Annotated in this window: 22 protein-coding genes; 8 read left to right on the forward strand and 14 right to left on the reverse strand. The window is 62.7% G+C overall.

What is annotated here, in order from left to right:
- Positions 1-13 precede the first annotated feature (13 nt).
- A complete protein-coding gene (locus tag NKH50_RS13215; protein WP_352736893.1) occupies positions 14-1096 on the forward strand; it encodes a sensor histidine kinase in 1083 nt (360 codons plus the stop codon).
- Between the two features lie 34 nt (positions 1097-1130).
- On the opposite strand, the gene NKH50_RS13220 is transcribed toward NKH50_RS13215, so the two are convergent.
- On the reverse strand, positions 1131-2312 hold the full coding sequence (locus NKH50_RS13220) for an acetate/propionate family kinase (protein ID WP_352879228.1): 1182 nt from the start codon (positions 2310-2312) through the stop codon (positions 1131-1133).
- Positions 2312-4723: a phosphoketolase family protein gene (locus tag NKH50_RS13225; protein WP_352879230.1), complete on the reverse strand. Its 2412-nt coding sequence runs from the start codon at positions 4721-4723 to the stop codon at positions 2312-2314. Before NKH50_RS13225 ends, NKH50_RS13220 begins: the two co-directional genes overlap by 1 nt.
- Positions 4724-5027: 304 nt before the next feature.
- On the opposite strand from NKH50_RS13225, the gene NKH50_RS13230 reads away from it, so the two are divergent.
- Both NKH50_RS13230 and NKH50_RS13235 read left to right on the forward strand, forming a co-directional pair.
- The gene (locus NKH50_RS13230) at positions 5028-7028 is read left to right on the forward strand and encodes a protein-L-isoaspartate(D-aspartate) O-methyltransferase (RefSeq protein WP_352879232.1); all 2001 of its coding nucleotides are present in this window, start codon (positions 5028-5030) and stop codon (positions 7026-7028) included.
- A gap of 49 nt (positions 7029-7077) precedes the next feature.
- Positions 7078-7323 carry a hypothetical protein gene (locus tag NKH50_RS13235; RefSeq protein WP_023720508.1) on the forward strand — a complete coding sequence of 82 codons (246 nt, stop codon included), beginning with the start codon at positions 7078-7080 and terminating at the stop codon, positions 7321-7323.
- A 67-nt stretch (positions 7324-7390) separates the two neighbouring features.
- Here the strand turns inward: NKH50_RS13235 and NKH50_RS13240 are convergent, their stop codons facing one another.
- From NKH50_RS13240 to NKH50_RS13255, 4 genes are all read right to left on the reverse strand, one after another.
- Entirely contained in the window at positions 7391-7882 is a 492-nt protein-coding gene (locus NKH50_RS13240) for a DUF1772 domain-containing protein (RefSeq protein ID WP_352476945.1), read from the reverse strand.
- 94 nt (positions 7883-7976) lie between these two features.
- A complete protein-coding gene (locus tag NKH50_RS13245; RefSeq protein ID WP_254815784.1) occupies positions 7977-9515 on the reverse strand; it encodes a SpoVR family protein in 1539 nt (512 codons plus the stop codon).
- Complete coding sequence (locus tag NKH50_RS13250) at positions 9515-10837, reverse strand: YeaH/YhbH family protein (RefSeq protein WP_352879234.1); 1323 nt, start codon at positions 10835-10837, stop codon at positions 9515-9517. Before NKH50_RS13250 ends, NKH50_RS13245 begins: the two co-directional genes overlap by 1 nt.
- 19 nt (positions 10838-10856) lie before the next feature.
- A complete protein-coding gene (locus NKH50_RS13255; RefSeq protein WP_254815786.1) occupies positions 10857-12806 on the reverse strand; it encodes a PrkA family serine protein kinase in 1950 nt (649 codons plus the stop codon).
- 270 nt (positions 12807-13076) lie between these two features.
- On the opposite strand from NKH50_RS13255, the gene NKH50_RS13260 reads away from it, so the two are divergent.
- On the forward strand, positions 13077-13238 hold the full coding sequence (locus NKH50_RS13260) for a hypothetical protein (RefSeq protein WP_352879236.1): 162 nt from the start codon (positions 13077-13079) through the stop codon (positions 13236-13238).
- 16 nt (positions 13239-13254) lie between these two features.
- On the opposite strand, the gene ocd is transcribed toward NKH50_RS13260, so the two are convergent.
- Positions 13255-14322, reverse strand: a complete 1068-nt coding sequence (gene ocd / locus NKH50_RS13265) for an ornithine cyclodeaminase (protein ID WP_352879238.1) — start codon at positions 14320-14322, stop codon at positions 13255-13257.
- Between the two features lie 3 nt (positions 14323-14325).
- Positions 14326-15246, reverse strand: a complete 921-nt coding sequence (gene rocF / locus NKH50_RS13270) for an arginase (RefSeq protein ID WP_352476948.1) — start codon at positions 15244-15246, stop codon at positions 14326-14328.
- 128 nt (positions 15247-15374) lie between these two features.
- Between rocF and NKH50_RS13275 the strand changes: the two genes are divergently transcribed.
- Together NKH50_RS13275 and NKH50_RS13280 are read left to right on the forward strand one after the other, a co-directional pair.
- Positions 15375-15812, forward strand: a complete 438-nt coding sequence (locus NKH50_RS13275) for an Lrp/AsnC family transcriptional regulator (protein ID WP_352879240.1) — start codon at positions 15375-15377, stop codon at positions 15810-15812.
- A 118-nt stretch (positions 15813-15930) separates the two neighbouring features.
- Positions 15931-16254, forward strand: a complete 324-nt coding sequence (locus NKH50_RS13280) for a hypothetical protein (RefSeq protein WP_352588770.1) — start codon at positions 15931-15933, stop codon at positions 16252-16254.
- 41 nt (positions 16255-16295) lie between these two features.
- Here NKH50_RS13280 and NKH50_RS13285 read toward each other — a convergent pair whose 3' ends face one another.
- The 6 genes from NKH50_RS13285 to cyoA all read right to left on the reverse strand — a co-directional run bounded on the left by NKH50_RS13285 (position 16296) and on the right by cyoA (position 22157).
- Positions 16296-16667: a hypothetical protein gene (locus tag NKH50_RS13285; RefSeq protein ID WP_352879242.1), complete on the reverse strand. Its 372-nt coding sequence runs from the start codon at positions 16665-16667 to the stop codon at positions 16296-16298.
- 10 nt (positions 16668-16677) lie between these two features.
- A complete protein-coding gene (locus NKH50_RS13290) occupies positions 16678-17871 on the reverse strand; it encodes a DUF3182 family protein (protein ID WP_352879244.1) in 1194 nt (397 codons plus the stop codon).
- 281 nt (positions 17872-18152) lie between these two features.
- Positions 18153-18581 (reverse strand): cytochrome o ubiquinol oxidase subunit IV, encoded by a 429-nt coding sequence (cyoD, locus tag NKH50_RS13295; RefSeq protein ID WP_352476953.1) that lies wholly within the window; start codon positions 18579-18581, stop codon positions 18153-18155.
- Entirely contained in the window at positions 18578-19228 is a 651-nt protein-coding gene (gene cyoC, locus NKH50_RS13300; protein ID WP_352455884.1) for a cytochrome o ubiquinol oxidase subunit III, read from the reverse strand. The genes cyoD and cyoC overlap by 4 nt, the downstream gene beginning before the upstream one ends.
- Complete coding sequence (gene cyoB / locus NKH50_RS13305; protein ID WP_352879246.1) at positions 19225-21231, reverse strand: cytochrome o ubiquinol oxidase subunit I; 2007 nt, start codon at positions 21229-21231, stop codon at positions 19225-19227. The genes cyoC and cyoB overlap by 4 nt, the downstream gene beginning before the upstream one ends.
- A 2-nt stretch (positions 21232-21233) precedes the next feature.
- A complete protein-coding gene (gene cyoA / locus NKH50_RS13310) occupies positions 21234-22157 on the reverse strand; it encodes a ubiquinol oxidase subunit II (protein ID WP_352879248.1) in 924 nt (307 codons plus the stop codon).
- Positions 22158-22770: 613 nt separating this feature from the next.
- Here cyoA and NKH50_RS13315 point away from each other — a divergent pair.
- Positions 22771-23913 carry an extracellular solute-binding protein gene (locus NKH50_RS13315; protein WP_352879250.1) on the forward strand — a complete coding sequence of 381 codons (1143 nt, stop codon included), beginning with the start codon at positions 22771-22773 and terminating at the stop codon, positions 23911-23913.
- Positions 23913-24764 (forward strand): IclR family transcriptional regulator, encoded by an 852-nt coding sequence (locus NKH50_RS13320; RefSeq protein WP_352449531.1) that lies wholly within the window; start codon positions 23913-23915, stop codon positions 24762-24764. Before NKH50_RS13315 ends, NKH50_RS13320 begins: the two co-directional genes overlap by 1 nt.
- Positions 24765-24774 lie beyond the last annotated feature (10 nt).

Here is a 24774-nt window from a genome sequence, read left to right on the forward strand (position 1 = left end):
TCGAAAGCCTGGAATGTCCGCCGAAGCCGAAAAAACCGAGCAGATCCAGCAATTGCTCGACACCCCCGATCTGGCGGGCGTGCTGGATAGCGAACAATTCAAGAGATTTCTCGACCAGCTGCCGATCGCGATCGCAATTTCCGATCTCAGCGGCGACGAACGTGTCGTCTATGTCAATTCCGAGTTCCAGAAATTGTCAGGCGTATCCGTCGCCGAGCTCGAGCGCTGGAACTGGGCCGCACTGAGCGGAGGAGGCTTGAGCGAATACAAGGACCGGCCGCTGGCCCGGGCCATCGTCGAGGATATCGATCGCGCGGGAAGATTCAGGATACAACGTGCCGCAGCAGCGCCAGCCATCGTCGATGTCTATTCGAACCTGATCGAGGACGAGCGTGGGCGACGGTCCTTTCGACTGGTCGCCCTTGTCGACGTTACCGCGCACAAGGCAAGCGACAGCGAGGCCATCGAACAACGCATTCGGGAAAAGGACATGCTGCTGCGCGAGTTGCAGCATCGGATGAAGAACAATCTCCAGATGATCACGGCTCTCATCAGGTTGGAGGCCCGCAGTGCGGCGTCACCCGATCAGAAACGCTTCGAGCGCCTCGCCGGCCGCGTCGACGCGCTCGCAATTCTCTACCAGACGCTGTCGGTCGACGAACAGAAGGCCGAAGTGGACCTTGGCGTCTATCTCAGCCAGATCGCTTCCGCCGTGATGACGTCGCACGCCATGCAGGGCATCCGGCTGGACATGAAGGTCGATGCCTATCCCGTGTCCATCAACGTGGCGATGCCAACGGGTCTGGTGGTCAATGAGCTTTTGACGAACGCGCTGAAACACGCCTTTCTGGGTCGCGAAGGCGGGACGATCACGCTGCGCAGCATCGTCGACGGAGACGGTTTTCGCATCGTAGTCGCCGATGACGGCATCGGCCTGCCCGAAGGCGAGACCTGGCCGAAACCCGGCAAGCTCGGAGCGTTGATCGCTCAATCGCTGACTGAAAATGCCAAAGCCCGGTTCGAGGTGGATTCTGCCCCCGGCAAAGGAACGCGGGTGACCATCGTGTTCAACAGATCGGCCGCCGTCGCGACGTAGCCGGCCGAGCAAGCGCCATTCAAGGCCATCCGCATCAGCCAGGCCCGTCGATCACCTTGCGCGTGTGGCGGGCGATGACGCCTTCTTCGTCGGTCGCGATGACGCGGACTTCGACCTTGCTGTCCGCCTGGCTTATGAGCGCTTCATGGGAGTTGTTGTCGGCTTCGTCGATCGCCACGCCGAGCCAGCCAAGCCTGCCGCAAATCGCTTTGCGGGCCGCGGCAGAGTGCTCGCCGATGCCGCCGGTGAAGACCAGGCATTCCAGCCCGCCCAGCGTATTGGCGAGGGCGGCAACTTCCCTGGCGGCGCGGAAGGCGAAAAGCTCCACCGCTTCGCGCGCCCGGCGGTCGTCGCTGGCCTCCAGCGTGCGCATGTCGCCGGAAATGCCGGACACGCCGAGCAGGCCGGATTCCTCGTAGAGCATGTCTTGCAGCGCCTCTCCCGAAACGCCTCTTTCCAGCAGGAGGTACAAAAGCACGCCCGGATCGATGGCGCCGCAGCGTGTGCCCATGACCAGGCCGTCAAGCGCCGAAAAGCCCATCGTCGTATCGACGCTTCTCCCATGGCGCATGGCGCACAGGCTCGCCCCGTTGCCGAGATGGGCGACGATGGTTCTTTTCGCCGCCAGATCGGGCGATATCTGCTTGAGCCGGCCCGTGACATATTCGTAGGAAAGCCCGTGAAAGCCGTAGCGGTGGATGCCGTCTGCCTCATAGCGACGCGGCAGCGCAAAACGGCTGACCAGAGGCTCGATGGTCCGATGGAAGGCCGTGTCGAAGCATCCGACCTGCGGCAGGTCGGGCCGCAACGCGGCAAGTGCACGGATCGGCGCGAGGCTGCGCGGCTGGTGCAGCGGCGCAAGCGGCGTCAGCCTGTCGAGAGCCTCGATAACTGTCGGCGTCAGGCGGACAGGTTCGACGAACTCGCGTCCGCCATGGACGATGCGATGGCCGCCGGCGATCAGTTTCCTTCCGCCAAGTTCGTTCTCGATCCATTGCAGCATCTGGCCGATGCCCATGTCGCGTGATGCGTCAGCGGCAAGTGGCCGATCGCACTGCAGCTCGCCATCGGCGGCTTTCGCGGTCAGCCTTGGCGCATCGCCCAGATCCAGCGAGCCGCGCGAGGCAAGATCCAGCTCGGCGGATGCTGCAAGGTCGTAAAGTCCGAACTTGATGCTCGACGAGCCGGCATTCAACGCAAGGATGGATCGTCGCATCAATCGCCGGCCCTTGTCGCGCCGTCCTGCGGCCAGGACCATTTCTGGATCTCGGGCATGTCCTCGCCATGTTCGCGGACATAGGCTTTGTGCTCAGCCAATTTCCCATGCAGCGCCGCGGCAAGCTCCTTCGCCCGCTCGGCCAGCCCCGGCACACGCGCGATCGCGGCGAGCGCCAGATGATAGCGGTCGAGCTGGTTGAGCACGACCATATCGAACGGCGTCGTCGTCGTGCCTTCCTCGCGAAAGCCATGCACATGCATGTTGTCGTGGTTGGCGCGCCGGTAGGTCAGACGGTGAATGAGATAGGGGTAGCCGTGATAGGCGAAGATGACCGGCTTGGCCTTGGTGAACAGCGCGTCGAATCTGTCGTCGGCAAAGCCATGCGGATGTTCGGAATTCGACTGCAAAATCATCAGGTCGACGACATTGACGACGCGGATCTTCAGGTCCGGAACGCCCGAGCGCAGGATGTCGGCTGCGGCAAGCGTCTCCAGCGTCGGCACGTCGCCGGCGCAAGCCAGGACCACATCCGGATCTTCGCCCTTGGCAACCGTCCCGGCCCATTCCCAGATGCCCGCGCCGGCCTTGCAGTGCGCTTCCGCGTCCTCGGCGGACAGCCATTGCGGCGCCGGCTGCTTGCCGGCGACGATGACGTTGATGCGGTTGTAGGTTTTCAGGCAATGGTCGGTTATCCACAGCAGCGTGTTTGCATCCGGCGGGAAATAGAGCCTTACCGTGTCGGCCTTCTTGTTGGCGACGAAATCGGCAAAGCCCGGATCCTGATGGCTGAAGCCGTTGTGATCCTGCCGCCAGACATGCGAGGTCAGCAGGTAGTTTAGCGAGGCGATCGGCTTGCGCCAGGCAAGTTCGCCGGAGGTCTTCAGCCATTTGGCATGCTGGTTGACCATGGAATCGACGATGTGGACGAACGCCTCGTAGCACGAGAACAGGCCGTGGCGGCCGGTCAGCAGATAGCCCTCCAGCCAGCCCTGGCAAAGGTGCTCGCTGAGCACTTCCATGACGCGGCCGCCGCGGGAAAGATGAACGTCGTAAGGCTCGATCCGCTCCATCCAGACCCGGTCCGTAACCTCGAACACGTCGTCGAGGCGGTTGGAGGACGTCTCGTCGGGTCCCATCAGCCGGAAATTCCTGGCCTCGGCGTTCAAGCGGATCACGTCGCGAAGATAGCTCCCCACGGTCCGCGTTGCCTCCCCAACAGTGCCGCCCGGACGCGGTACGTCGAGCGCCAGGCCTTTCCAGTCGGGAAGCACGAGGTCTTGCTTCAGCAGGCCGCCATTGGCGTAGGGGATTGCGCCCATGCGTCTTGGCCCTGTGGGCGCCAGCGCCGCGAGCTCCGCCAGGAGATGCCCGCCTTCATCAAACAGCGTCTTCGGTTCGTAGCTGCGCATCCAGTCTTCGAGGATCTGGCGATGCGCCGCGTCGCCGCGCGCGTTCGACACCGGCACCTGGTGCGAACGCCAGAAATCCTCGACTCGTCTGCCGTCGACCTCTTTCGGCCCGGTCCAGCCCTTTGGGCTGCGCAGCACGATCATCGGCCACAGCGGCCGCTCTCCCTTCCAGCCCGCGGCTCGTGCAGGCTCCTGGATGGAGTGGATCCGGTCGAGCACGGTATCGAGCGTGCGGGCCATCTCCCGATGCATCGGGGCAGGCTCGTGGCCTTCCACGAAAAAGGTTTCGTAGCCATAGCCGAGGAACAGGCTGCGCAACGCCTCGTCTTCCATACGGCCGAGGATCGTCGGGCTGGCGATCTTGTAGCCGTTGAGATGCAGGATCGGCAGGACGGCACCGTCGGATGCCGGGTTCAGGAACTTGTTGGAATGCCAGGCCGCGGCGAGCGGGCCGGTCTCGGCTTCGCCGTCGCCGACGACGCAGGCAACCACAAGGTTCGGATTGTCGAAGGCGGCGCCGAAGGCATGGACCAGCGCATAGCCGAGCTCTCCGCCTTCGTGGATCGAGCCGGGTGTCTCCGGGGCCGCGTGGCTCGGCACTCCGCCGGGGAACGAGAACTGCCGGAACAGCTTTCGCAGGCCGTCTTCATCCCTGCCGATCTCGGGATAAATTTCGCTGTAGGTGCCCTCGAGCCAGGTGTTCGCGACCATTGCCGGGCCGCCGTGACCCGGCCCGCAGATGAACAGAACCTCGAGACCACGTTCACGGATGATCCGGTTCAGATGCACATAGATGAAATTGAGGCCGGGCGTCGTGCCCCAATGGCCGAGCAGCCGCGGCTTGATGTGCTCGGGCCGCAAAGGCTCGCGCAAGAGCGGATTGTCGAGCAGATAGATCTGGCCAACCGAAATGTAGTTCGCGGCGCGCCAGTAGCGGTCCATCAGATCCATCTGGTCAAGGCCGGTTGTTTGCGCAGTGGTGCGGGCCTCGTCGTTCATGGAAATGCCTCCGGAATACCCTCGTCCGTCGTTATCTGGAGTGGCGTCGCCTCGGAGAAAGGATTTGCCTCGAAATAAGTTTGGGCGGGCGCGGCCAGCTCCCGCTCGCCGATCCTGCAATCCGCCTCGCCCGACAAAAAGCGGGTCGGTCTTTTGAGGAACCTCGGGGCTTGCCAACGGTTAGGAAGATGCACCGCATTGCATGAATCCAAGGGGACTGCCGAGGCCCCCGGGACATCGACTGGCCAAAGTGCCGTTGAGCAGCTTGGGCGATTGTGGCGGAGGCCCGTAGGAGGAGCAAAAAATGCTCGATCTCTCCCATGCCCGCAACCAAATGGTCGACATTCACCTAAGCCGCCGTGGCATTCGCGACCGCAATGTCCTTCAGGCGATGCGCGAGGTCCCGCGCGAGGCTTTCGTCGAGCCCGGTTTTGAAGAATTTGCCTATGAAGACGGGCCGCTGCCGATCGCCGAAGGTCAGACGATATCGCAGCCCTATATCGTTGCGTTGATGATCGAAATGGCCGAGGTCGGAGCCGGTGACCATGTTCTCGAGGTCGGCACCGGCTCGGGCTATGCGGCTGCCGTAATGAGCCGGATCGTCGAACGTGTCTACACCATCGAGCGCCACGCCGCGTTGGCTGAAGCGGCAAGGCAGCGGTTTAAAAAGCTTGGCTACGACAATATTGAAGTCCGCACTGGCGACGGCACCAAGGGCTGGCCAGAGGCTGCACCCTTCGATGCTATCCTGGTTGCCGCCGCTGGACCCGGCGCACCGCTCGCGCTGCAGGAACAGCTCGACGTCGCCGGCGGGCTTATCATCCCGGTCGGCGACGAATTCGACGCGCAGCGCCTGCTCAAGGTCACCCGGACCGGCGCAGCAACTTACACCGAGGAGGATTTCGGCGGCGTGCGGTTTGTTCCGCTGATCGGCGAGCAAGGCTGGGGCGAGCCAGGCAGCGACAGCCAGATAGCGGCCGATCTTCCGCACCGGCATCAGCGCAGGAGCAGCCTGCCGCAGATGATAGCGGCCGCCGCCGAACCGCTTCCGGATTTCGACGATCCGGCCTTCGGTGCGCTGTTCGACCGGTTTGCCGACCGCCGCGTCGTCTTGCTCGGCGAAGCCAGCCACGGCACGTCGGAGTTCTACCGTGCGCGCGCGGCGATCACTCGCAGGCTGATCGAGAAGCATGGCTTCACCATCGTCGCGGTCGAGGCCGACTGGCCCGATGCCGCGGCGATCGACCGTTACGTCCGCCACCGGCCACCACGGCCGGGCGCCGATCCGCCGTTCCAGCGCTTTCCCACCTGGATGTGGCGCAACACCGACGTCGCTGCGTTCGTCGACTGGATGCGAGAGCATAACGAGCGGATCAGGATATCCTCCCGGCGGGCCGGGTTCTATGGCCTCGACATCTACAATATGGGCGGGTCGATCGCGGCGGTCCTGCAATATCTCGACCGGGTCGATCCGCAGGCGGCGAGGATCGCACGCGAACGCTACGGCTGCCTGACGCCGTGGCAGAACGACCCGGCCACCTATGGCCGTGTCGCACTCACCTCCGGCTACCAGAAATGCGAGAAGGCCGTGCTCGAGCAATGCCGGGAACTGCTTGCCAGAGAGCTCGACTATGCGCAGCAGGACGGGTTCGATTTCCTCGACGCCACCCAGAACGCCCGCCTGGTCGCCTCCGCCGAGCGCTATTACCGCACCATGTATTATGGCGGCGCGCAATCCTGGAACCTGCGCGACACCCACATGTTCGAAACGCTGGAGCACCTGCTGCAGGCCCGCGGCCCGAACGCCAAGGCGGTGGTGTGGGCGCATAATTCCCATATTGGCGATGCCCGCTATACCGAGATGGGGATCGTCAGGGACGAATTGAACATCGGCCAGCTCTGCCGCCAGCGTCTTGGCGACGAGGTTGCCTTGATTGGGCTCAGTACGCATTCCGGGATGGTGGCCGCTGCCACCGACTGGGACGGCGACATGGAAGTGAAACCGGTTCGGCCTTCCCACAACGACAGCTATGAGCGGCTTTGCCACGACAGCGGCGTCTCGCCTTTCCTGCTCGATTTCGAGCGCGACGACACGCTGCGCCAACGGCTTCTGGAGCGCCGGCTGGAACGCTTTATCGGCGTCATCTACCGGCCCGAGACCGAGCTCCACAGCCACTATGCCGACGCCTCGCTCGCCCGCCAGTTCGATGCTTTCGTCTGGTTCGATGAGACCAATGCCGTGACGCCGCTTGGGCCGGAGCATGCGGGGACAGGCCTTCCCGAGACTTATCCTTTCGGGCTGTAGCGAATCTGGAACTTGGGGAAGCGGAAAATCGAAAGGAAGGAGGTCACCAATGGCCGGAAAGAAGACTCATGAGCAGCAATTGCGCATCATCGAAGAGCGCGAGAACACGAAAAACGCCGGCAAGGATTTCGACGCGGAAGCGGATTTGAAAAAGACCAGGCAAGAGCGCGAGGCGTTCCGGCGCGGTGCCGAGCTCAGATCGGACCCGAAGGATATTGCCGATCCCGACGATCGCAACATCATCCGCGGCGAGCACCAGGAAAGCGCCCACAACAAGCATCGCGCCGACCGCTGAACGGCCGGATCGCTTGACGTTAAGACAATACGATGCCGGGTACGTCCCTTGACCTTAATCCCTGGGGCTATTCGGCAAAAAATGTCGCGGCGACAGCAATTGAGACGAGGCTCAGCATTGCCAGGCCTGCCCTGACCACATGCGAAGCCTCCCAGACGTTGCGCAAATCTCTCCAGTCGCCGGTCTGCTTTCGAGAGAACATTGAAAAAAACGTCGCGGCGGATTTCGGCAGGACAGTGTCTTGCACCCAGAAATTATTGACGGGGTGGGTGACCAACCAATAGGTCGCGTGCTCCGCCAGCAATGAGACAAGCGCCGCCAAGGTCCACCAGAATCGGGCGCTTGGATAGGGCGTCAGATAAAGCAGGACGGCGAGTGCAATGATGCCGCCGATCTCGGCGAACCCGCCGATCGTGAAGCCGGGATAGTAGATCGCCTGCACTGATCTGTAGGTGGCCTCCTTGAGGCGCAACTTGCCGGGCAATTCCAAAGCGTGCGCGAGCGAGAGCGCCATCGAGACGGCGACCAACAGAAGCGTGGCGATCGTCAATGCGCGCATGTTCCTGCTCCCGACCATGCGCTCGTGGTGCGCGCGTAGATAGGGTGGTTGGTGATCCTGAAAAGGCGCCCGACTTCGCCGGCAGGCTGTTCGGTCATTCCCCGATCTGGCTGGTCGAGCGTTCGTGGAGCCTGGCGCCGGTCTGCGCGTCGACCGCGACCATGCTGACCTCGTAGCCCCAGAGCTTGCGGATATGCCGCAGCGTGGCGTCGCGGCTGCCGCCTTCCAGCACGATGCCGTCCTTGACCTTGTGCTGCAGGCGCAGATGCCGGTCGCCGAGCAGGTCCACATCCACCACCTGGATGTCCGGCCGGCTGGCGCCGATGTCGTAGCTGTGGGCGAGTGCGCTGCGGATACTCTCGTAGCCGCGCTCATTGTGTATCGAGGCGACTTCGTAATGGGGGTCGTTGGCAGCGTCGGCAAGCACAAAGAACCGCCATTTCCGTATCAGGGTAGGGCTCAGATATTGGCGGATGAAGGACTCGTCGCGATGGTTGGCCCAGGCGTCCAGCAAGGTCTGGCGCCAGTCGCCGTTGCCGGCGATATCGGGGAACCAGTCGCGGTCCTCGGCCGTCGGCGCGGTCGAGATGCGCTGGATGTCCTGCATCATGTCAAGACCCAGCGCGTAAGGGTTGATACCGGAAAAGCGCGGATCGTCGAAGCCCGGCTGGAAGATCACGTTCGAATGGTTGCGCAGGATCTCCAGCATGGCACCTTCGCCGATCAGCCCGCGGTCGAACAAAAGGTTCATCAGCGTGTAATGCACGAAGGTGGCGCAACCCTCGTTCATCACCTGCGTTTGGCGCTGTGGATAGAAATACTGCGCGATAACGCGGACAATCCGGATAACCTCACGCTGCCACGGTTCTAGGATCAGGCTGTTCTTCTCCAGGAAATAAAGCAGGTTCTCCTCGGGCAGCTTGAGCGATTTCTTGCGCTCCGCCATGGTGTCCGTCTCGCGGACCTTGGTGCCGTCCTTGGACGGCGGCAGCGTGCGCCACAGATCGTTGTAGGAGCGCTCCTCGTATTCCAGGCGCTCGCGAAGGCCCTCGCGCTGCTTTTCCGACGACAGCTTCGGCGGCCGGTGATATCTGAACACGCCCTGTTCCATCAGCGCGTGTGCGGCATCGAGGATCTCTTCCACCGCATCGACGCCATGCCGCTCCTCGCAGCGGGCAATGTAGCCCTTGGCAAAGTCCAGATAGCTGAGGATAGCGCCGGCGTCCGTCCACTGCCGGAAAAGATAATTGTTCTTGAAGAAATGGTTATGGCCGAGTGCTGCGTGGGCCGTCACCAGGGCCTGGAGGGCCATGGTGTTTTCCTCCATCAGATAGACGATGCAGGGATTCGAATTGATGACGAGTTCATAGGCGAGCCCGCGCCCGCCTTTGCGATAGAGCAGTTCCTGGTAGAGGTAGTGCTTGCCGAAGGACCAGTGCCGGTACATCAGCGGCATGCCGACCGAGGAATAGGCGTCGAGCATCTGTTCGGACGAGATGATCTCCATCTGTACCGGATAGGTGTCGAGGTGGAGCTCTTCGGTGGCGATCGCCTCGATGGTCTCGTAGGCGCGCGACAGCGTCCTGAAATCCCAGTCGGAACCGGAAAACAGCAGCCCGGATCTGCTCGCCATCAGCCCCCTCTTTCACCGCTCTTTTGATAGCCCGGCTGTCTGGCGAAGAGCTGGCGGAAAACCGGGTAGATGTCGGCCGCGGTGGCGATGCGGCTCATCTGGAAATTCGACCACCTCAGCTTGACCGCACTGTAGGCACGCCACAGCGACGTGCCGTTGTCGGTAGCGCCGAAGATATGGCTCTCGCGCTCGTCGAGGATCTCGACATAGGCGAAATACTGGCACAGCCGCATGATCTGTTCGTCAAGCAGGGCGATGCAGCGCTCGGAATCGGTGACGAAATTGTCACCGTCCGAGGCCTGGGCGACATAGATGTTCCATTCGCGGCTGGGATAGCGTTGCTCGACGATGCGGTGCATCTCCTCGAGCGCGGTGGAAACCACCGTACCGCCGCTCTGGGTGTTGTAGAAGAAGGTTTCCTCGTCGACCTCCTGCGCCTCGTGGGTGTGGCGGATGAAGACCACCTCGGTCCGGTCGTAGCGCCGCTTCAGGAACAGGTGCAGCAGCACGAAGAAGCGCTTGGCCAGATCCTTCTCGCGTTCGCCCATCGAACCGGACACGTCCATGAGGCAGAACATCACCGCGTTGGCGTTCGGCACCGGCTGGGCGTCGAAGCGGTTGAAGCGGATATCGACCGGGTCGACATAGGCGATCCGCTTGCGGCGACGCTCCAGTCGATCGAACTCTTCCTGCAGCGCCACGATGCGCTGGCGCATCTCGACGTTTTTCGGCTTCGCCTCCAGCGACGCAATCTCCTGCGCGATCGCATCGAGGTCCTCCTGCTTGGGACGCCTGAGCGCTATGCGGCGGCCATGGCTGTTGCGCATCGTGCGCCCGACATTGATGTTCGTCGGCGAGCCGGTCGCGGCGAAGCCGGCCCGGCGCGGCTTGAAGGCGAGGATCTCCTTGAGGTTGAGCTTGACCATGTCAGGCAGTTCGAGGTCTTCGAAAAAGAGGTCGAGCACCTCTTCGCGCGACAGCACGAAACGGAAATCGTCCTCCGATTCGGTTCTCCCCGGGGCGGACCCCATGCCGCCGCCCTGGCCAGGCTTGGGCAGCCGGTCGCCTGGGGAGAAATGCTTGTTGCCGGGCAGGACGTGCTGGCGGCTGCCGCTGTTCCTGGCATCGTTGAAGCTCGGCTCGCCGGTGCCTCGCGCCGGCATCGAAACGGCATGCTCGGCGTCCACATCGGCGATCTTGCCGGTGCGGATCTGATCGCGGATGGTGCGCTTCAACTCTTCGCGCGCCCGCCGCAGGAAACGCTGCCGATTGCCGAGGCTTTTGTCCTTCGGGTTCAGTCGGCGATCGATGAAGATCGGCATATGTTACCCCGGGCTGGCTTCAACCCGCCTTGTTCACCCGCATGTACCAGTCCACCAGCCGGCGAACCTGGCGTTCGGTGTAACCGCGCTGGATCATCCGCTGCACGAATTCGGTATGCCGCTTCTCCGTCACGCTGTCCTGCTTGGAGCCGAAGCTGATCACTGGCAGCAGATCCTCGACCTGCCCGAACATCCGCTTCTCGATGACTTCGCGCAGCTTTTCATAGCTTGTCCATGACGGGTTGCGGCCATGGTTTCTGGCCCGCGCGCGCAGCGTGAACTTCACCACTTCATTGCGGAAGTCCTTGGGATTGGCGATGCCGGCCGGCTTTTCGACCTGCGACAGTTCGTTGTCCAAAACCTCGCGATTGAGGATCTGGCCGGTATCGGTATCCTTGTAGTCCTGATCCTCGATCCAGGCATCGGCATAGGCGATGTAGCGGTCGAACAGGTTCTGGCCGTATTCGCTGTAGGATTCCAGATAGGCCTTCTGGATCTCGTGGCCGATGAACTCGGCATAACGGGTGGCCAGCTCCGACTTTATGAAATCGAGATAGTCCGCCTCTGTTTCCTTCGGGAACTGCTCGCGCTTGATCGCCTCTTCCAGGATGTACATCAGATGCACCGGATCGGCGGCCACCTCTTCGGTGTCGTAGTTGAAGGTTTGCGACAGGATTTTGAAGGCGAAGCGGGTGCTGACGCCGGTCATGCCTTCATCGACACCGGCGGCGTTTCGGTACTCCTGGACCGACTTCGCCTTGGGATCGGTTTCCTTGAGGTTCTCGCCGTCATAGACGCGCATCTTGGTGTAGAGCGGCGAATTGTCGTGTTCGGCCAGGCGGGTCGAGACGGTGAACCGGCTGAGGATGTCGAGCACTTCCGGAGCGCAGGGGCTGTTAGCCAATTCGCTTTCGCGCAACAGCTTCTCGTAGATCTGCCGCTCTTCGGTTACGCGCAGGCAATACGGCACCTTGACCACCAGGATGCGGTCGAGGAACGCCTCGTTGTTCTTGTTGTTCTTGAACTGCAGCCATTCCGATTCGTTGGAATGGGCAACGATGATGCCCTGATAGGGGAAAGCGCCGAAATTCTCGGTGCCGTTGTAGCTGCCTTCCTGGGTGGCGGTCAGCAGCGGATGCAGCACCTTGATCGGCGCCTTGAACATCTCGACGAATTCGAGCAGTCCTTGCGTCGTCCGGTTCAGCCCGCCGCTATAGGAATAGGCGTCCGGATCGGACTGGCTGAAGTTTTCCAGCTGCCTGATGTCGACCTTGCCGACCAGGGCCGAAACGTCCTGGTTGTTCTCGTCGCCCGGCTCGGTCTTGGCGATGCCGATCTGGCGAAGCCTGGACGGCATAAGCTTGACGACGCTGAATTTGGAGATGTCGCCGGACAATTCGTCGAGACGCTTGGCCGCCCAGGGCGAGATCAGGCCGGTCAGCCGCCGCCGGGCGATGCCGTATTTGTCCTCCAAAAGGTCGCCCATGCGGTCGGGATCGAACAGCCCGAGCGGCGATTCGAAGACCGGGCTGACCTGGCCGCCGACCTTCAGCGTATAGATCGGACGCTGCTCCATCAGCCTTTTCAACTGCTCCGCAAGCGAGGACTTGCCGCCGCCGACCGGGCCGAGGAGATAGAGGATCTGCTTGCGTTCCTCGAGCCCTTGCGAGGCATAGCGGAAATAACCGGCGATACGCTCGATCGTATCCTCCATGCCGTAAAAGTCGGCGAAGGTCGGATAGATCTTGATCGTCCGGTTCGAAAAAATACGGCCGAGCCGCTCGTCCTTGCTGGTATCGACAAAGGTCGGCTCGCCGATCGCCTCGACCATCCGCTCGGGCGCCGAGGCGTACATCGACTTGTCCTCGCGGCAGGCAAGCAGATATTGCTGGAGGCTTATCTCCTCCTGCGCCGCATTCTTGTAAACCTCGGAAAACAGATCGAAGACGTCGGATTGATTCTCACGCATGGTATTCCTAGCCCCGGAGCCGATGTGGCTGCATGTTTGTCTCTTGAACAACCAAATGTTGGAAAGCCCTTGTGGTTCCCTTCACTTCGCAGAGAGTGCATGTGACCGAACGATAAGAGTCTAGATAAGGGCATCCTGAGTGCAGACAAGGCGTGGAACGTCCTGCTCGCGGCACAAAATCCTGAATCGCACGACGTCCTGCGGGCGACATCCAACAAGACGGAGGAACGGTTCGGGTCCTTTCCGGTTGTGAGGGAAAGGAGACGGTCGATGTCTGGGAATAGTTTGTGGTTGCTCGTTGTTGCAGGCGGTCCACTGCTGCTGGCAGTCCTGATCGCCTACGCCCTGCTCACGCAGCGCCGTCGCGACCCGGCGGAGCGCAGGGAAAGCGAGCGTGCGACCGAGCGCCTGTACCAGGGAAAGAAGGACTGACCGACGGGATCGCAGCTCAGCTGCCGGCAACCGCCAGCCCGGTCGCTTTTTCGGCGCGCAGCAGCATGCCGAACAGGTCGCGCGGCTCATCGGGATCGGCCAGAAGGTCTAGTTCCTCGTAAAGGCCGGTCCGCTGCAGCTGATCACGGACGTAGCGCAGCGCGGAAAAATCCTCGATCGCAAAGCCGACGGAATCAAACAATGTGATCTGTCGGGCGTCCGTCCGGCCTGCTGCCTTTCCTGTTATCACCTGCCATAATTCGGTGAGCGGATGATCCGCATCGAGCTGCTGGCTCTCGCCTTCGATGCGCGTCTGCGGCGGATATTCGACGAAGATGTCCGAGCGCAGCAGAATGTCGCGATGCAGCTCGGTCTTGCCCGGGCAGTCGCCGCCCACCGCGTTGATGTGCACGCCGGATCCAACCATGTTGTCGGTCAGGATTGTTGCCGACCGCTTGTCGGCGGTAACCGTGGTGATGATCTCTGCACCTTCGACGGCTTCCTGCGCCGACGGGCAGAGCTTGACGTCGAAACCCATGCCGGCAAGGTTCTTCATGCATTTCGCCGAGGCCGCCGGGTCGATATCATAGAGACGCAGCCTGTCGACGCCAAGCAGCGCCTTGAACGCAATCGCCTGGAATTCCGATTGCGCGCCATTGCCGATGATCGCCATGCACCTGGCGGCCTCGGGAGCGAGGTATTTCGCCGCGACCGCCGAGCTTGCGGCGGTTCTGAGCGCCGTCAGGATGGTCATTTCCGAAAGCAGCATCGGATAGCCGTTGCCGACATCGGCAAGCACGCCGAATGCGGTCACGGTCTGGCGGCCGTCACGCGTGTTCTTCGGATGCCCGTTGACGTATTTGAACCCGTAGAGCTGCCCGTCGCTGGTCGGCATCAGCTCGATCACGCCGTCAACGCTGTGCGAGGCGACGCGCGGTGTCTTGTCGAACAGCTCCCAGCGTCTGAAATCCTCTTCGATATAGGTGGCAAGCTCGACCAGGAAGCGCTCGATGCCGATGGCAAGCACCAGCTTCATCATGCGGTCGACGCTGACGAACGGGACGATGTTCAAATTGACGGTCATGGCTCAGAACCCCCTCGTCGGACGGTCCATGATCCGCCGGCCCATCAGGCTCGCGGTCAGGTCGACCAGAAGCGTGGCGGTGCGGCCGCGTTCGTCGAGAAAAGGGTTGAGCTCGACCAGGTCGAGACTGGTGACGAGGCCGCTGTCATGCAGCATTTCCATTGCCAGATGCGCCTCGCGGAAGGTGGCGCCACCTGGAACGGTGGTGCCGACCGCCGGGGCGATCGACGGGTCGAGAAAATCGACGTCGAGGCTGACGTGCAGCATGCCGTTGGCGGCGCTCACCCGCTCGAGAAAGGCGCGAAGCAGTTGCGCAATGCCGTGCTCGTCGATCGAACGCATGTCATGGACCGTCACGCCGGCTCTGCGCAACGCTTCCCTTTCCGCCAGGTCCACGCTGCGGATCCCCAGCGCGCATATGCGAGCCGGGTCCACCTGCGCTGCAAGGCGGGGGAAATAGCCCTCGAAGCCGGGCTGCCCGCTGGCATAGGCCAGCGGCACACCATGCAAATTGCCGCTGGTGGTCGTGTCGAGCGTATGAAAATCGGGGTGCGCATCGAGCCACAGCACGAAGAGCGGCCGGCCGGCATTCGCCGCCCGGCGGGCAATGCCGGCGAGCGTACCGGCCGAAATGCTGTGGTCGCCGCCGAGAAAGATCGGCATCGCATCGGCGCTCGCGGCATAGGCCGTTTCGCTGATTGCTGCCGTCCAGGCGGCAATTTCCGGCAGCGCCTTCACCGCCGCGTTGCCGTGTACGACAGGACGCATGTCGGCCGGGACGATCGTTCCGAGGTCGGTCAGCGTATGGCCGAGCTCGGTCAGTGCGGTGGCCAGGCCGGCCGTGCGCAGCGCACTCGGCCCCATCTCGCAGCCCATGCGGCCTGAGCCGGCCTGGATCGGTGCGCCCACGATCGTGCAATGCATTCTCATACCCCGCCAATTACGATGCCTTTATTGAAGCCCGCATCGCTGGCAGAATGAACATGTCAAATTGGCAAATTTGTCGAAATGCCTTACCATAGTGGCATCATCTACTTCCGTTGTGAGCAATCATGGACCAGCTCGACGAGCAGATCATCACCTCTCTGCGGCACGACGCCCGGCGCAGCATTTCCGATCTTGCCGTCGGCCTGGATGTCTCCCGGGCAACGGTAAGGTCCCGGATCGAGCGACTTGAGAGGGACGGCGTCATCGTCGGCTACACCGTCATTCTGCGCGCCGACGCGGTCGATCAGCGCGTGCGTGGCATCATGATGATCGAGATCGAAGGCCACGCCGCCGATCGCGTCATTCGGGCGCTGGGTGGCTTCTCCGAGGTCTCGACCATCCACACCACCAATGGCCGCTGGGATCTGGTGATAGAACTCGGAACCCAGACCCTGAGCGAGTTCGACGCGGTGCTGAGACGTATCCGCCTGATCCCCGGAATTACCGGCAGCGAAACAAGCCTGCTCCTGGCAACGCCACGCACCACCAAGGCTCGGCTGTGACTTCGAGGAACTGCGCTTGACCTGCAGCGGTAACGAAATCCGCCAAGGAACCTTCAGCGTTTCCGGGAAACGACGAACCGTTCTGGGCCGGACAGGCCTCCTTCGAGGTAGAACAATCATGGCTCACGCCCAGCAGGAATTGGTCGAATTCGTTATCAGCAAAGCCTTCAATCCGGTCATGCGGGCCAAACCGGACGGAAAATCCGATGCCGAGCGCAAGACGCTCGAACATGTCCAGCAAGCCACGAAGACCGAGATAGAGCGCTATCGCCGTTACGGCTCGGCCGAGGAGGTCGCGACCAATTTCAAGCGCGACCTGAATTCCGACGCTGCCAAAAAGTTGCACGCCCAGCTGCGGCGACTGCATCTGCCGACGATCGAGGACATTCGTGACGACTTCGAGGACAAGGCCCGCAAGCTCGGGGTCAAGGCCTCGTCGTAGATCCGCGACCGGTCGCCCCGGTGATGTCCGTCAAGCCGTCATCACAATCCGTCCTTGGTCGGAGGCCACCCTGACCGAGCTGTTTCGGCGGTGTTGTCCGACGTCAGCTCGCCGCGATTGAGCTTTTCAATCGCTTCATCGGCCTCGCTTTCGTCGAGACCGGAAAGCGGCAAGCCATCGACCACGACGGCTTCGTCGCTCTCGCTGTCATAGACCTCCCAGAGGCCTTCCGGATCCTGTCGTTTGTCGTAAACGGTTGGCATGGCCATTTCCGTAAACACTCCTGCAGGCAACGTCGCTATTGCACGCCCGCCACCCCATTTCAGGGCCTGGGCCTTTCTGACTTGCTGCTTGCCCGAAACAAACTCGGGCCATTGGGGGATGTTCCCTGCCGGAGGCGTGCTTGACTTCAACCTGACATGGCTAGGATGACGATCGGCCGGCTTCCCCGATCGGCCCTCGGATCGCCTGGGTGACGACGGTATAACGCGTGATTTGGCCCTCCTCGGGGTCCTCCCCGTGGAAATGGATTGCTGCGTTCGGCGGCAACCGCGCAGTGCTGCCGAACTGCTTGACGGCGGAGACATGCACGATCTGGATGTCGGGGTCGCGCTTCATGGCGTCCATCGCTGCCAGCTCGGCGCTGCTGCTGCCACCGATCCGCCAGCTGGCTTCCAGCACACCCGATCGCCAGATGCCCGAGGAATCGACACCTTGGCCGATGTCGTAGTTGCGTCGCGAAGCGAAGAATCCGGGATAACCATCCATCGCTGCGTCATAGGTCCTCGCCTGCGCCACGGCCAAACCCAGCGCCGGAGATAATCGCAGCTCATCCAGCGCCTCCCATCCGCCGCGCACCACAACCAGATCGGATCCGCCGTAAACGGGCTGTCCGTCGTTGTCGGTCGTCGTCCGCTGGGTGCCGTAATAGCTGATCGACAATTCGTCGATCATGGTTCTGCCAACGCTCAGCGTAACGATGTCGCGAAGCTGCGTTTCGAGAACAAGGCCGTATTCGCTTAGCTCAGACGATGGATATTGGTCCAGCAGCCTTTCGACATCGCCGACTGTCGCGGCGGTGTGCTGGTCGCGGCCCCGCGAAGCGCGCGGTGGCTTGAACCGGACCAGCCCGAGCTCCAGCAGACGTTGCGCTGCGCGCAGCGCGTCATGGCGTGAAAATGCAGTGTAGCCGGGCAGTACGGCCGCGGCGACGGCGCTGCCGAAGCCGGCGGGCCATTCTTTTGGCCGTGCCGCCGATCCGTCCACCAGCTCGTGGGTTATGGCCTTGGTGGTTGCGAGGCGCCAAGGCACCACCCCGCCGAAGAGATCGTCGGGCCCGTTTATGCCCAGTTGAACCGCATCGGCAGCAAGCAGGCTGTCGTCCGGCACGAAATACAGCCCGCCGCTGTCACCGCCACCTTCACGCAGGCCCTCGCGGAAGGAAAATCCCTTCAACGCTGCAATCGTGCGCGCGACGGCAGCGACGGTTTCCCGTTCGTGGGCGTAGATGGTCTCGCCGCCCGGCGCGGAGAATGCGACCACAACACCTTTCGCCCCGCTTGGTTGCCTACCGCTTAGCCCGGTCATGTCGCGCCCTTCGTCCATTGCCGAGCCCATTGCCGTTTCCGCGGCAATGCGTCCAAACCAAAAAACCCGTTGACGCGGCGAATGTTCCGGCCAACGGCCGGCTGCGGGTTTGACCGGGTGGCTGCCCGGAGCTTCTTGCGGTCGACGTCGAGACGCTGCGTCCCGGCGAGAAGGCTGCGGTGGACAACGTGCTGAACGAGGCCGCCCCACACGTCCTGGGAGACGCCGAGCTCGTGGGAACATTCGAACGGGCTTGAGACCGGAGTTCGCTGTCGCATGAACTGCGGCCGATGGCCGGAATAATCGCTAAATCAGCGGTTCATGTTCATGATCGCGTTCATCGGCATCAAATTGTGGTCGAGATTGGCCATGATCCAGATCGAGCCGCCGATCACCAGAACTACGATCAGCACGCCGAAGGCAAGCGCCAGGGCGTTGTTGGTGTTGTCCGGTCCCGTCGTGATGTGCAGGAAGAAGACGAGATGCACGCCCATCTGGGCGATCGCCAGCACGACCAGCGCCACCGGAACGCCGGGTGCCCATACCAGGTCGGTTCCGGGCAACCAGAACGAGGCGATGGTCAGCAGCGTTGCCAGCCCGAGGCCGATCACATAGCCGCGTAGCCCGGATCCGACGTCGGTGTCGCCGAGGTATTCGTCACCCGGCGCCGTATCTATGTCGTAGCGCTCCAGGCCATGGGTGTCGCGCCGTTGCGCGTGGCGATCGTCCGCATTGCTCATCGACTTGCTCCCAGGAGATAGACCACGGTGAACAGCGCGACCCAGATGATGTCGAGGGCGTGCCAGAACAGGCTGAAGCACATGAAACGCCGAAGAATATCGTCGCGGAATCCCTTGGCGAAGATCTGCGCCATCATCGTGAGCAGCCACAGCAGCCCCGCCGTGACGTGAAGGCCATGGCATCCAACCAGCGTGAAGAACGCCGACAGGAAAGCGCTGCGCGTCGGTCCGGCACCGCTGGCAACCATATGCGCGAACTCGCGCAACTCGAGCAGGATGAAGGTGGCGCCGAGCACGAAGGTGACAGCCATCGCGACATAGAACCAGGAGCTTCGCCGCGCTGTCACGGCGAGGCTGGCGAGACCGCAGGTGAAGCTCGACAACAGCAAAGCGGCCGTCTCGATCGCGACGTTGCGCAGGTCGAACAGCTCGGCTCCGCTTGGTCCGCCCGCCGTCTTGCCCGCCAGCACGGCATAGGCCGCGAAGAAGGCCGAGAACATCACGATGTCGCTCAGAAGGAAGATCCAGAAGCCGTAGCCCACGACGATCCGGATCGGTGCCGGGCCGCCGTCGCCGTGGCCGGGTGCATGGCCGTGCCCGCCATGGAGGCGGTAAGGGTCACGCTCTCGAACATCGATCGCGGTCATGGCCTTGGCCCTGTGTAGGTAACCAGCGCCTCGCGGCGGGCACTTCGGTTGGCGCGGTCGATCCGGGCGACTTCGGCGGCAGGAATCACGTATTCGGGGATGTCGCGCCACGCGAATACGACGAAGGTGGCCAAAGCACCGAGCGCGCCGAGCGCCACCATCCACCAGATGTGCCAGATGAGGGCAAAACCCATCACGGTCGCAAAGAAGGCGCAGATGAACCCGGTGGGACTGTTGCGCGGCATCTCGATCGGCTCGTATTCAGGCTCGTCGCGCAGGCGGTTTTGCTCGCGTGCCCGCTGCTTGATGCTCCAGTAGGGCTCTTCGCCCTCGACATGCGGAAGCGCGGCGAAGTTGAAGACCGGCGGCGGCGAGGGCGTGGCCCATTCCAGCGAGCGGCCGTCCCAGGGATCTCCGGTGGCGTCGCGAAGCGCCGCGCGCTGCCGGATGCTGACGACGAGCTGTACGATCTGCGCGACCACGCCGGCGGTGGTGATTAACATGCCGACGCCGGCAACCAGCACCCAGGGATGCCATGCCGGCACGTCGAAATGCTGCATGCGGCGGGTCATGCCGAGCAGGCCGACGGCGTAGAGCGGCACGAAGGTGGCGTAGAAGCCGATCAGCGTCAGCCAGAAGGCCAGCTTGCCCCAGCCCTCGTGCAGCCGGAAGCCGAATGCCTTGGGAAACCAGTAGGCATATCCCGCGAAGGCGCCGAACAGCACGCCGCCGATGATGACGTTGTGGAAATGCGCCACCAGGAACAGGCTGTTGTGAAGCAGGAAATCGGCCGGCGGCACGGCCAGCAACACGCCCGTCATGCCGCCTATGACGAAAGTCACCATGAAGCCCAGCGACCACAGCATCGGCGTCGCGAAGCGGATGCGGCCGCCATACATGGTGAACATCCAGTTGTAGATCTTCACGCCGGTACCGACAGCGATGATGCTGGTGGCGATGCCGAACGCGGCGTTGACGTCGGCGCCGGCGCCCATGGTGAAGAAATGGTGCAGCCACACCATGAAGGAGACGATGCAGATGAAGAGCGTCGCGGCCACCATCGAGCGGTAGCCGAACAGCGGCTTGCTGGAGAAGGTGGAGATGACTTCCGAGAAGATGCCGAACGCCGGCAGGACGAGGATGTAGACCTCGGGATGGCCCCAGGCCCAGATCAGGTTCACGAACATCAGCATGTTGCCGCCGGCTTCATTGGTGAAGAAATGAAAGCCGAAATAGCGGTCGAGCGTCAGCATCGCGAGCGTGGCGGTGAGGATCGGGAAGGCGGCGACGATGAGCAGGCTGGCGGCGAGTGAGGTCCAGCAGAACATCGACATCCTGAGGTAGCTCATGCCGGGCGCCCGCATCTTCAGGATCGTGGTGACGAAATTGATGCCGGTGAGCAGCGTTCCGACGCCCGATATCTGCACCGCCCACAGATAATAGTCGACGCCGACGCCCGGCGAATAGGCGGTCTCGCTGAGCGGCGGATAGGGCAGCCATCCGGTACGGGCGAATTCGCCGATCACCAGCGAGATGTTGACCAGCAGCGCACCGGTGGCGGTGAGCCAGAAGCTCACCGAGTTGAGCGTCGGAAAGGCAACGTCGCGGACGCCGAGCTGCAGCGGCACGACCAGGTTCATCAGGCCGATGACGAACGGCATCGCCCCGAAAAAGATCATGATGGTGCCGTGGGCGGAAAAGACCTGGTTGAAGTGATCGGGCGGCAGATAGCCGGGCGCCTGGAAGGCGAGGGCCTGCTGGGACCGCATCATGAGGGCGTCGCTGAAGCCGCGCAGCAGCATCAGCAGCGCCAGCAGCGTGTACATCACGCCGATCCGCTTGTGGTCGACGCTGGTGATCCATTCGCGCCACAGATAGGGGAAATGGCCGGCCAGGAAGACCCAGGCCAGCACGCCGATGATTGCCAGGGCGACGACCGCCGAGGCGATCATCGGCAGAGGCTGATCGAACGGAATGACGTCCCAGCTCAATTTTCCGAGCATTGTCAGCCTCCTGTCTTGGGCGATACGCTCGGCTCGGGGCGACTGGCCTGGGGACCGGGCGCGGGCGGAACGCCCTGCATCGCGATTTCATGGAAAAGGTCCGGCTCGACCGAGCGATAGGTCGAAGGCGGCACGTCGATGCTCTGTCTGGCCAGTTCCTGGTAGCTGGCCTTGTCGAGTGCCTGTCCCTGGCTTCGCGCCGAATTGACGAACGCGTCGAAGGCATCGGCCGCGACGGCATGCAGCACGAATTGCATGCCTGGAAAACCGTCGCCGCTGAAATGGGCCGACCGCCCATAGAATTCGCCCGGCTGATCCGCCTGCAGGTGAAGCTGCGTCGTCATGCCGTTCATCGTGTAGATCATGCCGCCGAGCTGAGGCACGAAGAACGCATTCATGACGCTTGCCGAGGTGAGCGAGAAATGCACCGGCCTGCCCGCCGGCACCACAAGCTGGTTGATGCTCGCGACGTTCTGCTCGGGGTAGATGAACAGCCATTTCCAGTCGAGCGAGACGACCTGCACCTCAAGCGGCCTTTGCTGGGAATCCAGCGGCTTCATTGGGTCGAGGTCATGCGACCCGATCCAGATGATGCCGCTCAGAAACAGGATGACGAGGATGGGGATCGACCAGACTACCAGTTCGATGCGTCCGGAATAGGCCCATTCCGGCAGGTACCGCGCTCTTGTGTTGGTCTCCCGAAACCACCAGGCGAAACCCAGCGTCGCCACGATTGTCGGGATGACGATGGCCAGCATGATGGCGACCGAATTGAGCAGGATCGTACGCTGCGCCGCCCCCACCGGCCCTTGCGGGTCGAGCACGCCTCCCTGGCAGCCGGCAAGCAGCGCGGCAACAAGCATCGTCGCGCAGACGCGGCCAACACGGATGGCGGCACAGTTTCGAACGATCGCCCTCAGCAGCATGAGATCTCGCCGTTTCCTGAAAACCGATGGAACGTTGCAGGCAGCGTGGCTGCCAACCCCCGAATGTGCGCGCCGGTGTGCTCCTGGCGACAGTTTCTTCACGCACGCGGCTCCGGCTGGCAGAACCGCATGCCGTGGATGTTGTCGTTAAGCGGTCGACCTGTCGAGAACCCCTCCAAATCCTAACAAACCAGAGCCAAATCCTGAAAAACCAGAGCCAAATCTTAAGAAACCAGGAACAGGACCCAGATCGAAGTTATCGCCAGAAACGTGGCGAATGCCAAGGCGGTAAACCGGTTCATGGCCGCGCCCACGGTTGGTCCATTTAGTCCGCTCCCTGCGACGTGGCTGCTGATTCCAGTGATGCTGCTCCAGATGGCCGCGCCAACCGAACGAATGTTCGTCGCGAAAGTTCCCCAAAAGCCAGATCCATCGCAGCCTTTGGTTGCAGGCCGGCGGCAACGCGATGCGCACCAAGGATGGTTGGGCGGCTTTCTCGCCAAACGGAAGCGAGGACTGGCTTTGCGTATGTAAAAACTACTTGTCTAGGTGAAAATAGTTGCTACTAATCGGCTGGGCCGGCGCATGGCCGCCTCTGGGAGGAATTTCGGGCATGACAAGACTGCGCGGTCTCGCGTGGGATCACCGACGCTGCTGGGGTCCGCTCGACGCCAGCATCGGGCCGTATTGTGCCGGCAATCCCGGTCTTGAGATCGAATGGGACCGCCGCAGCCTCTACGAATTCGGCGAGGGCGCGCTTGGTCCGGTGCTCGGCGCCTATGATCTTGTCGTGTTCGACCATCCGTTCATCGGCGATATTGCCGAAGGCGGGCTGATGGTGCCGTTCGATTTGTCGGCCGAGCAGCGCCGCGGCTTCGAACGGGATTCGGTTGGCGCGTCCTGGCAATCCTACGCAAGGGACGGGCTTCAATGGGCGTTGCCGATCGATGCTGCCTGTCAGGTTGCCTCGTATCGCCCCGATCTGCTGGAGCGCTACGGGCCGCTGCCGCGCAGCCATGACGAGGTGCTGGAGCTCGGCCGGCGCGCCTTGAAGGACGGCAAATGGCTTGGGCTGCCGTTGGTGCCGACTGACGCCATGTGCCTGCTTTTGACGCTGGGTGAGCCCCGGGAAGACGGCGACGAGTTCATCGCCGGGGAAAAAATCGCGCAGGCCGTCGGGCAGTTGCGCCAGCTTGCAGCGCTGTCGCATCCGGATTCGCCGAAATGGAACCCGATCCGCTGCTACGATCACATGATCGCGCATGACGACGTGGTCTACGTGCCGTTCGCCTTCGGCTATGTGAACTACGCCTCTAAGGCAGACAGGCCGTATCTGCGCTTCGCCGACGTGCCGACGCCGCGATCCGCCGGCGCCTTGCTCGGCGGCGCCGGCATCGGCGTCAGCGCCCAATCGAAACACAAGCAGGCAGCCATCGATTACGCGCTATTTCTGTGCTCGCCCGGCTATCAGCGCGGCGACTATGTGAAATCCGGCGGACAGCCGGGGTCGCTGGCGGCGTGGCAGGATACCGAGGTCAACGCTCTCTCGGGCGGCTTCTTCGCCTCGACGCTGGCGACGATCGAAGCCTCCTATCTGCGCCCGACCCATCCGGGTTTCATCAGCTTCTTCCGCCAATGCGCCCCTCATGCCGCGGCGGCGATCGCCGGCGAATTGCAGGCGGCCGAGCTCGCGGATCGGCTGAACCGGCTCTATCGCGAGACCAGGCATGGCCAGCCGCAACGGAGCGTCGCGTAATGGCCGCCGATATTGCCCAGATCGTCGACGAAGGCGAAAGCGGCCGCAACGGCTATCGGGTGCCGGCGGTGGAGAAGGCGCTCGACATACTGGAATTCATGGCTGCCAGCGGCGAGCCGCTGACCCAAACCGAGATCGCCACCGGAATGGGGCGCTCCATTCACGAGATCTACCGCATCCTGCTGTTGCTGGAGAAGCGCGGCTACATTTTCCGGACGCAATCGGACCGCTTCCGCCTGTCGCTGAAGCTGTTCGAGCTGGCGCATATGCATCCCCCGGTGAACCGCCTGGTCGAATGTGCGCTGCCGGTGATGCGCGGCCTCGCCGCCAATGCCGACCAGAGCTGCCATCTGGTCGTGCGCGAAGGCGAGAGCGCACTGGTCGTGCTGCAGATCGATTCGCCTTTGCCGATGCGTTATTCGGTTGCCCTTGGCTCGCATTTCCCGATCCTCGAAACGAGCTCCGGCGCGGTGCTGCTGGCGCATTCGAGCCGCGCCGAGCGCGACCGCATCGTCGAACGGATCGTCGCCGCAGGCGAAGGCCAAGGCAGCCGGGCGGAAATCGAAGCGCGGCTGAACGAGGTCGCAAGGCTCGGCTATGAAATGCGCGCCTCGCTGGCTGTCGAGGGCTGCACCAACATCTCGATGCCGGTGCGCGACCATACCGGCGCCGTCATTGCCGCGCTCACCGTCCCCTTCCTGCCGCAAAAGGCCGCCCGCTTCGATCGCAGCACCGTCTTCGAGCGGACGAAGGCGGCGGCCGAGACGATATCGGCGGCGCTGGGCGCGGGCGAAGCTGCCGCCTCTTCACGTGCCGACCCGGAACGGCGGGACTATCCGTTCAGCAACTGACAAGAAATAC

Origin of the sequence: Mesorhizobium sp. M1027, assembly GCF_040318745.1 — a bacterium.
Classification (GTDB): Bacteria; Pseudomonadota; Alphaproteobacteria; order Rhizobiales; family Rhizobiaceae; genus Mesorhizobium.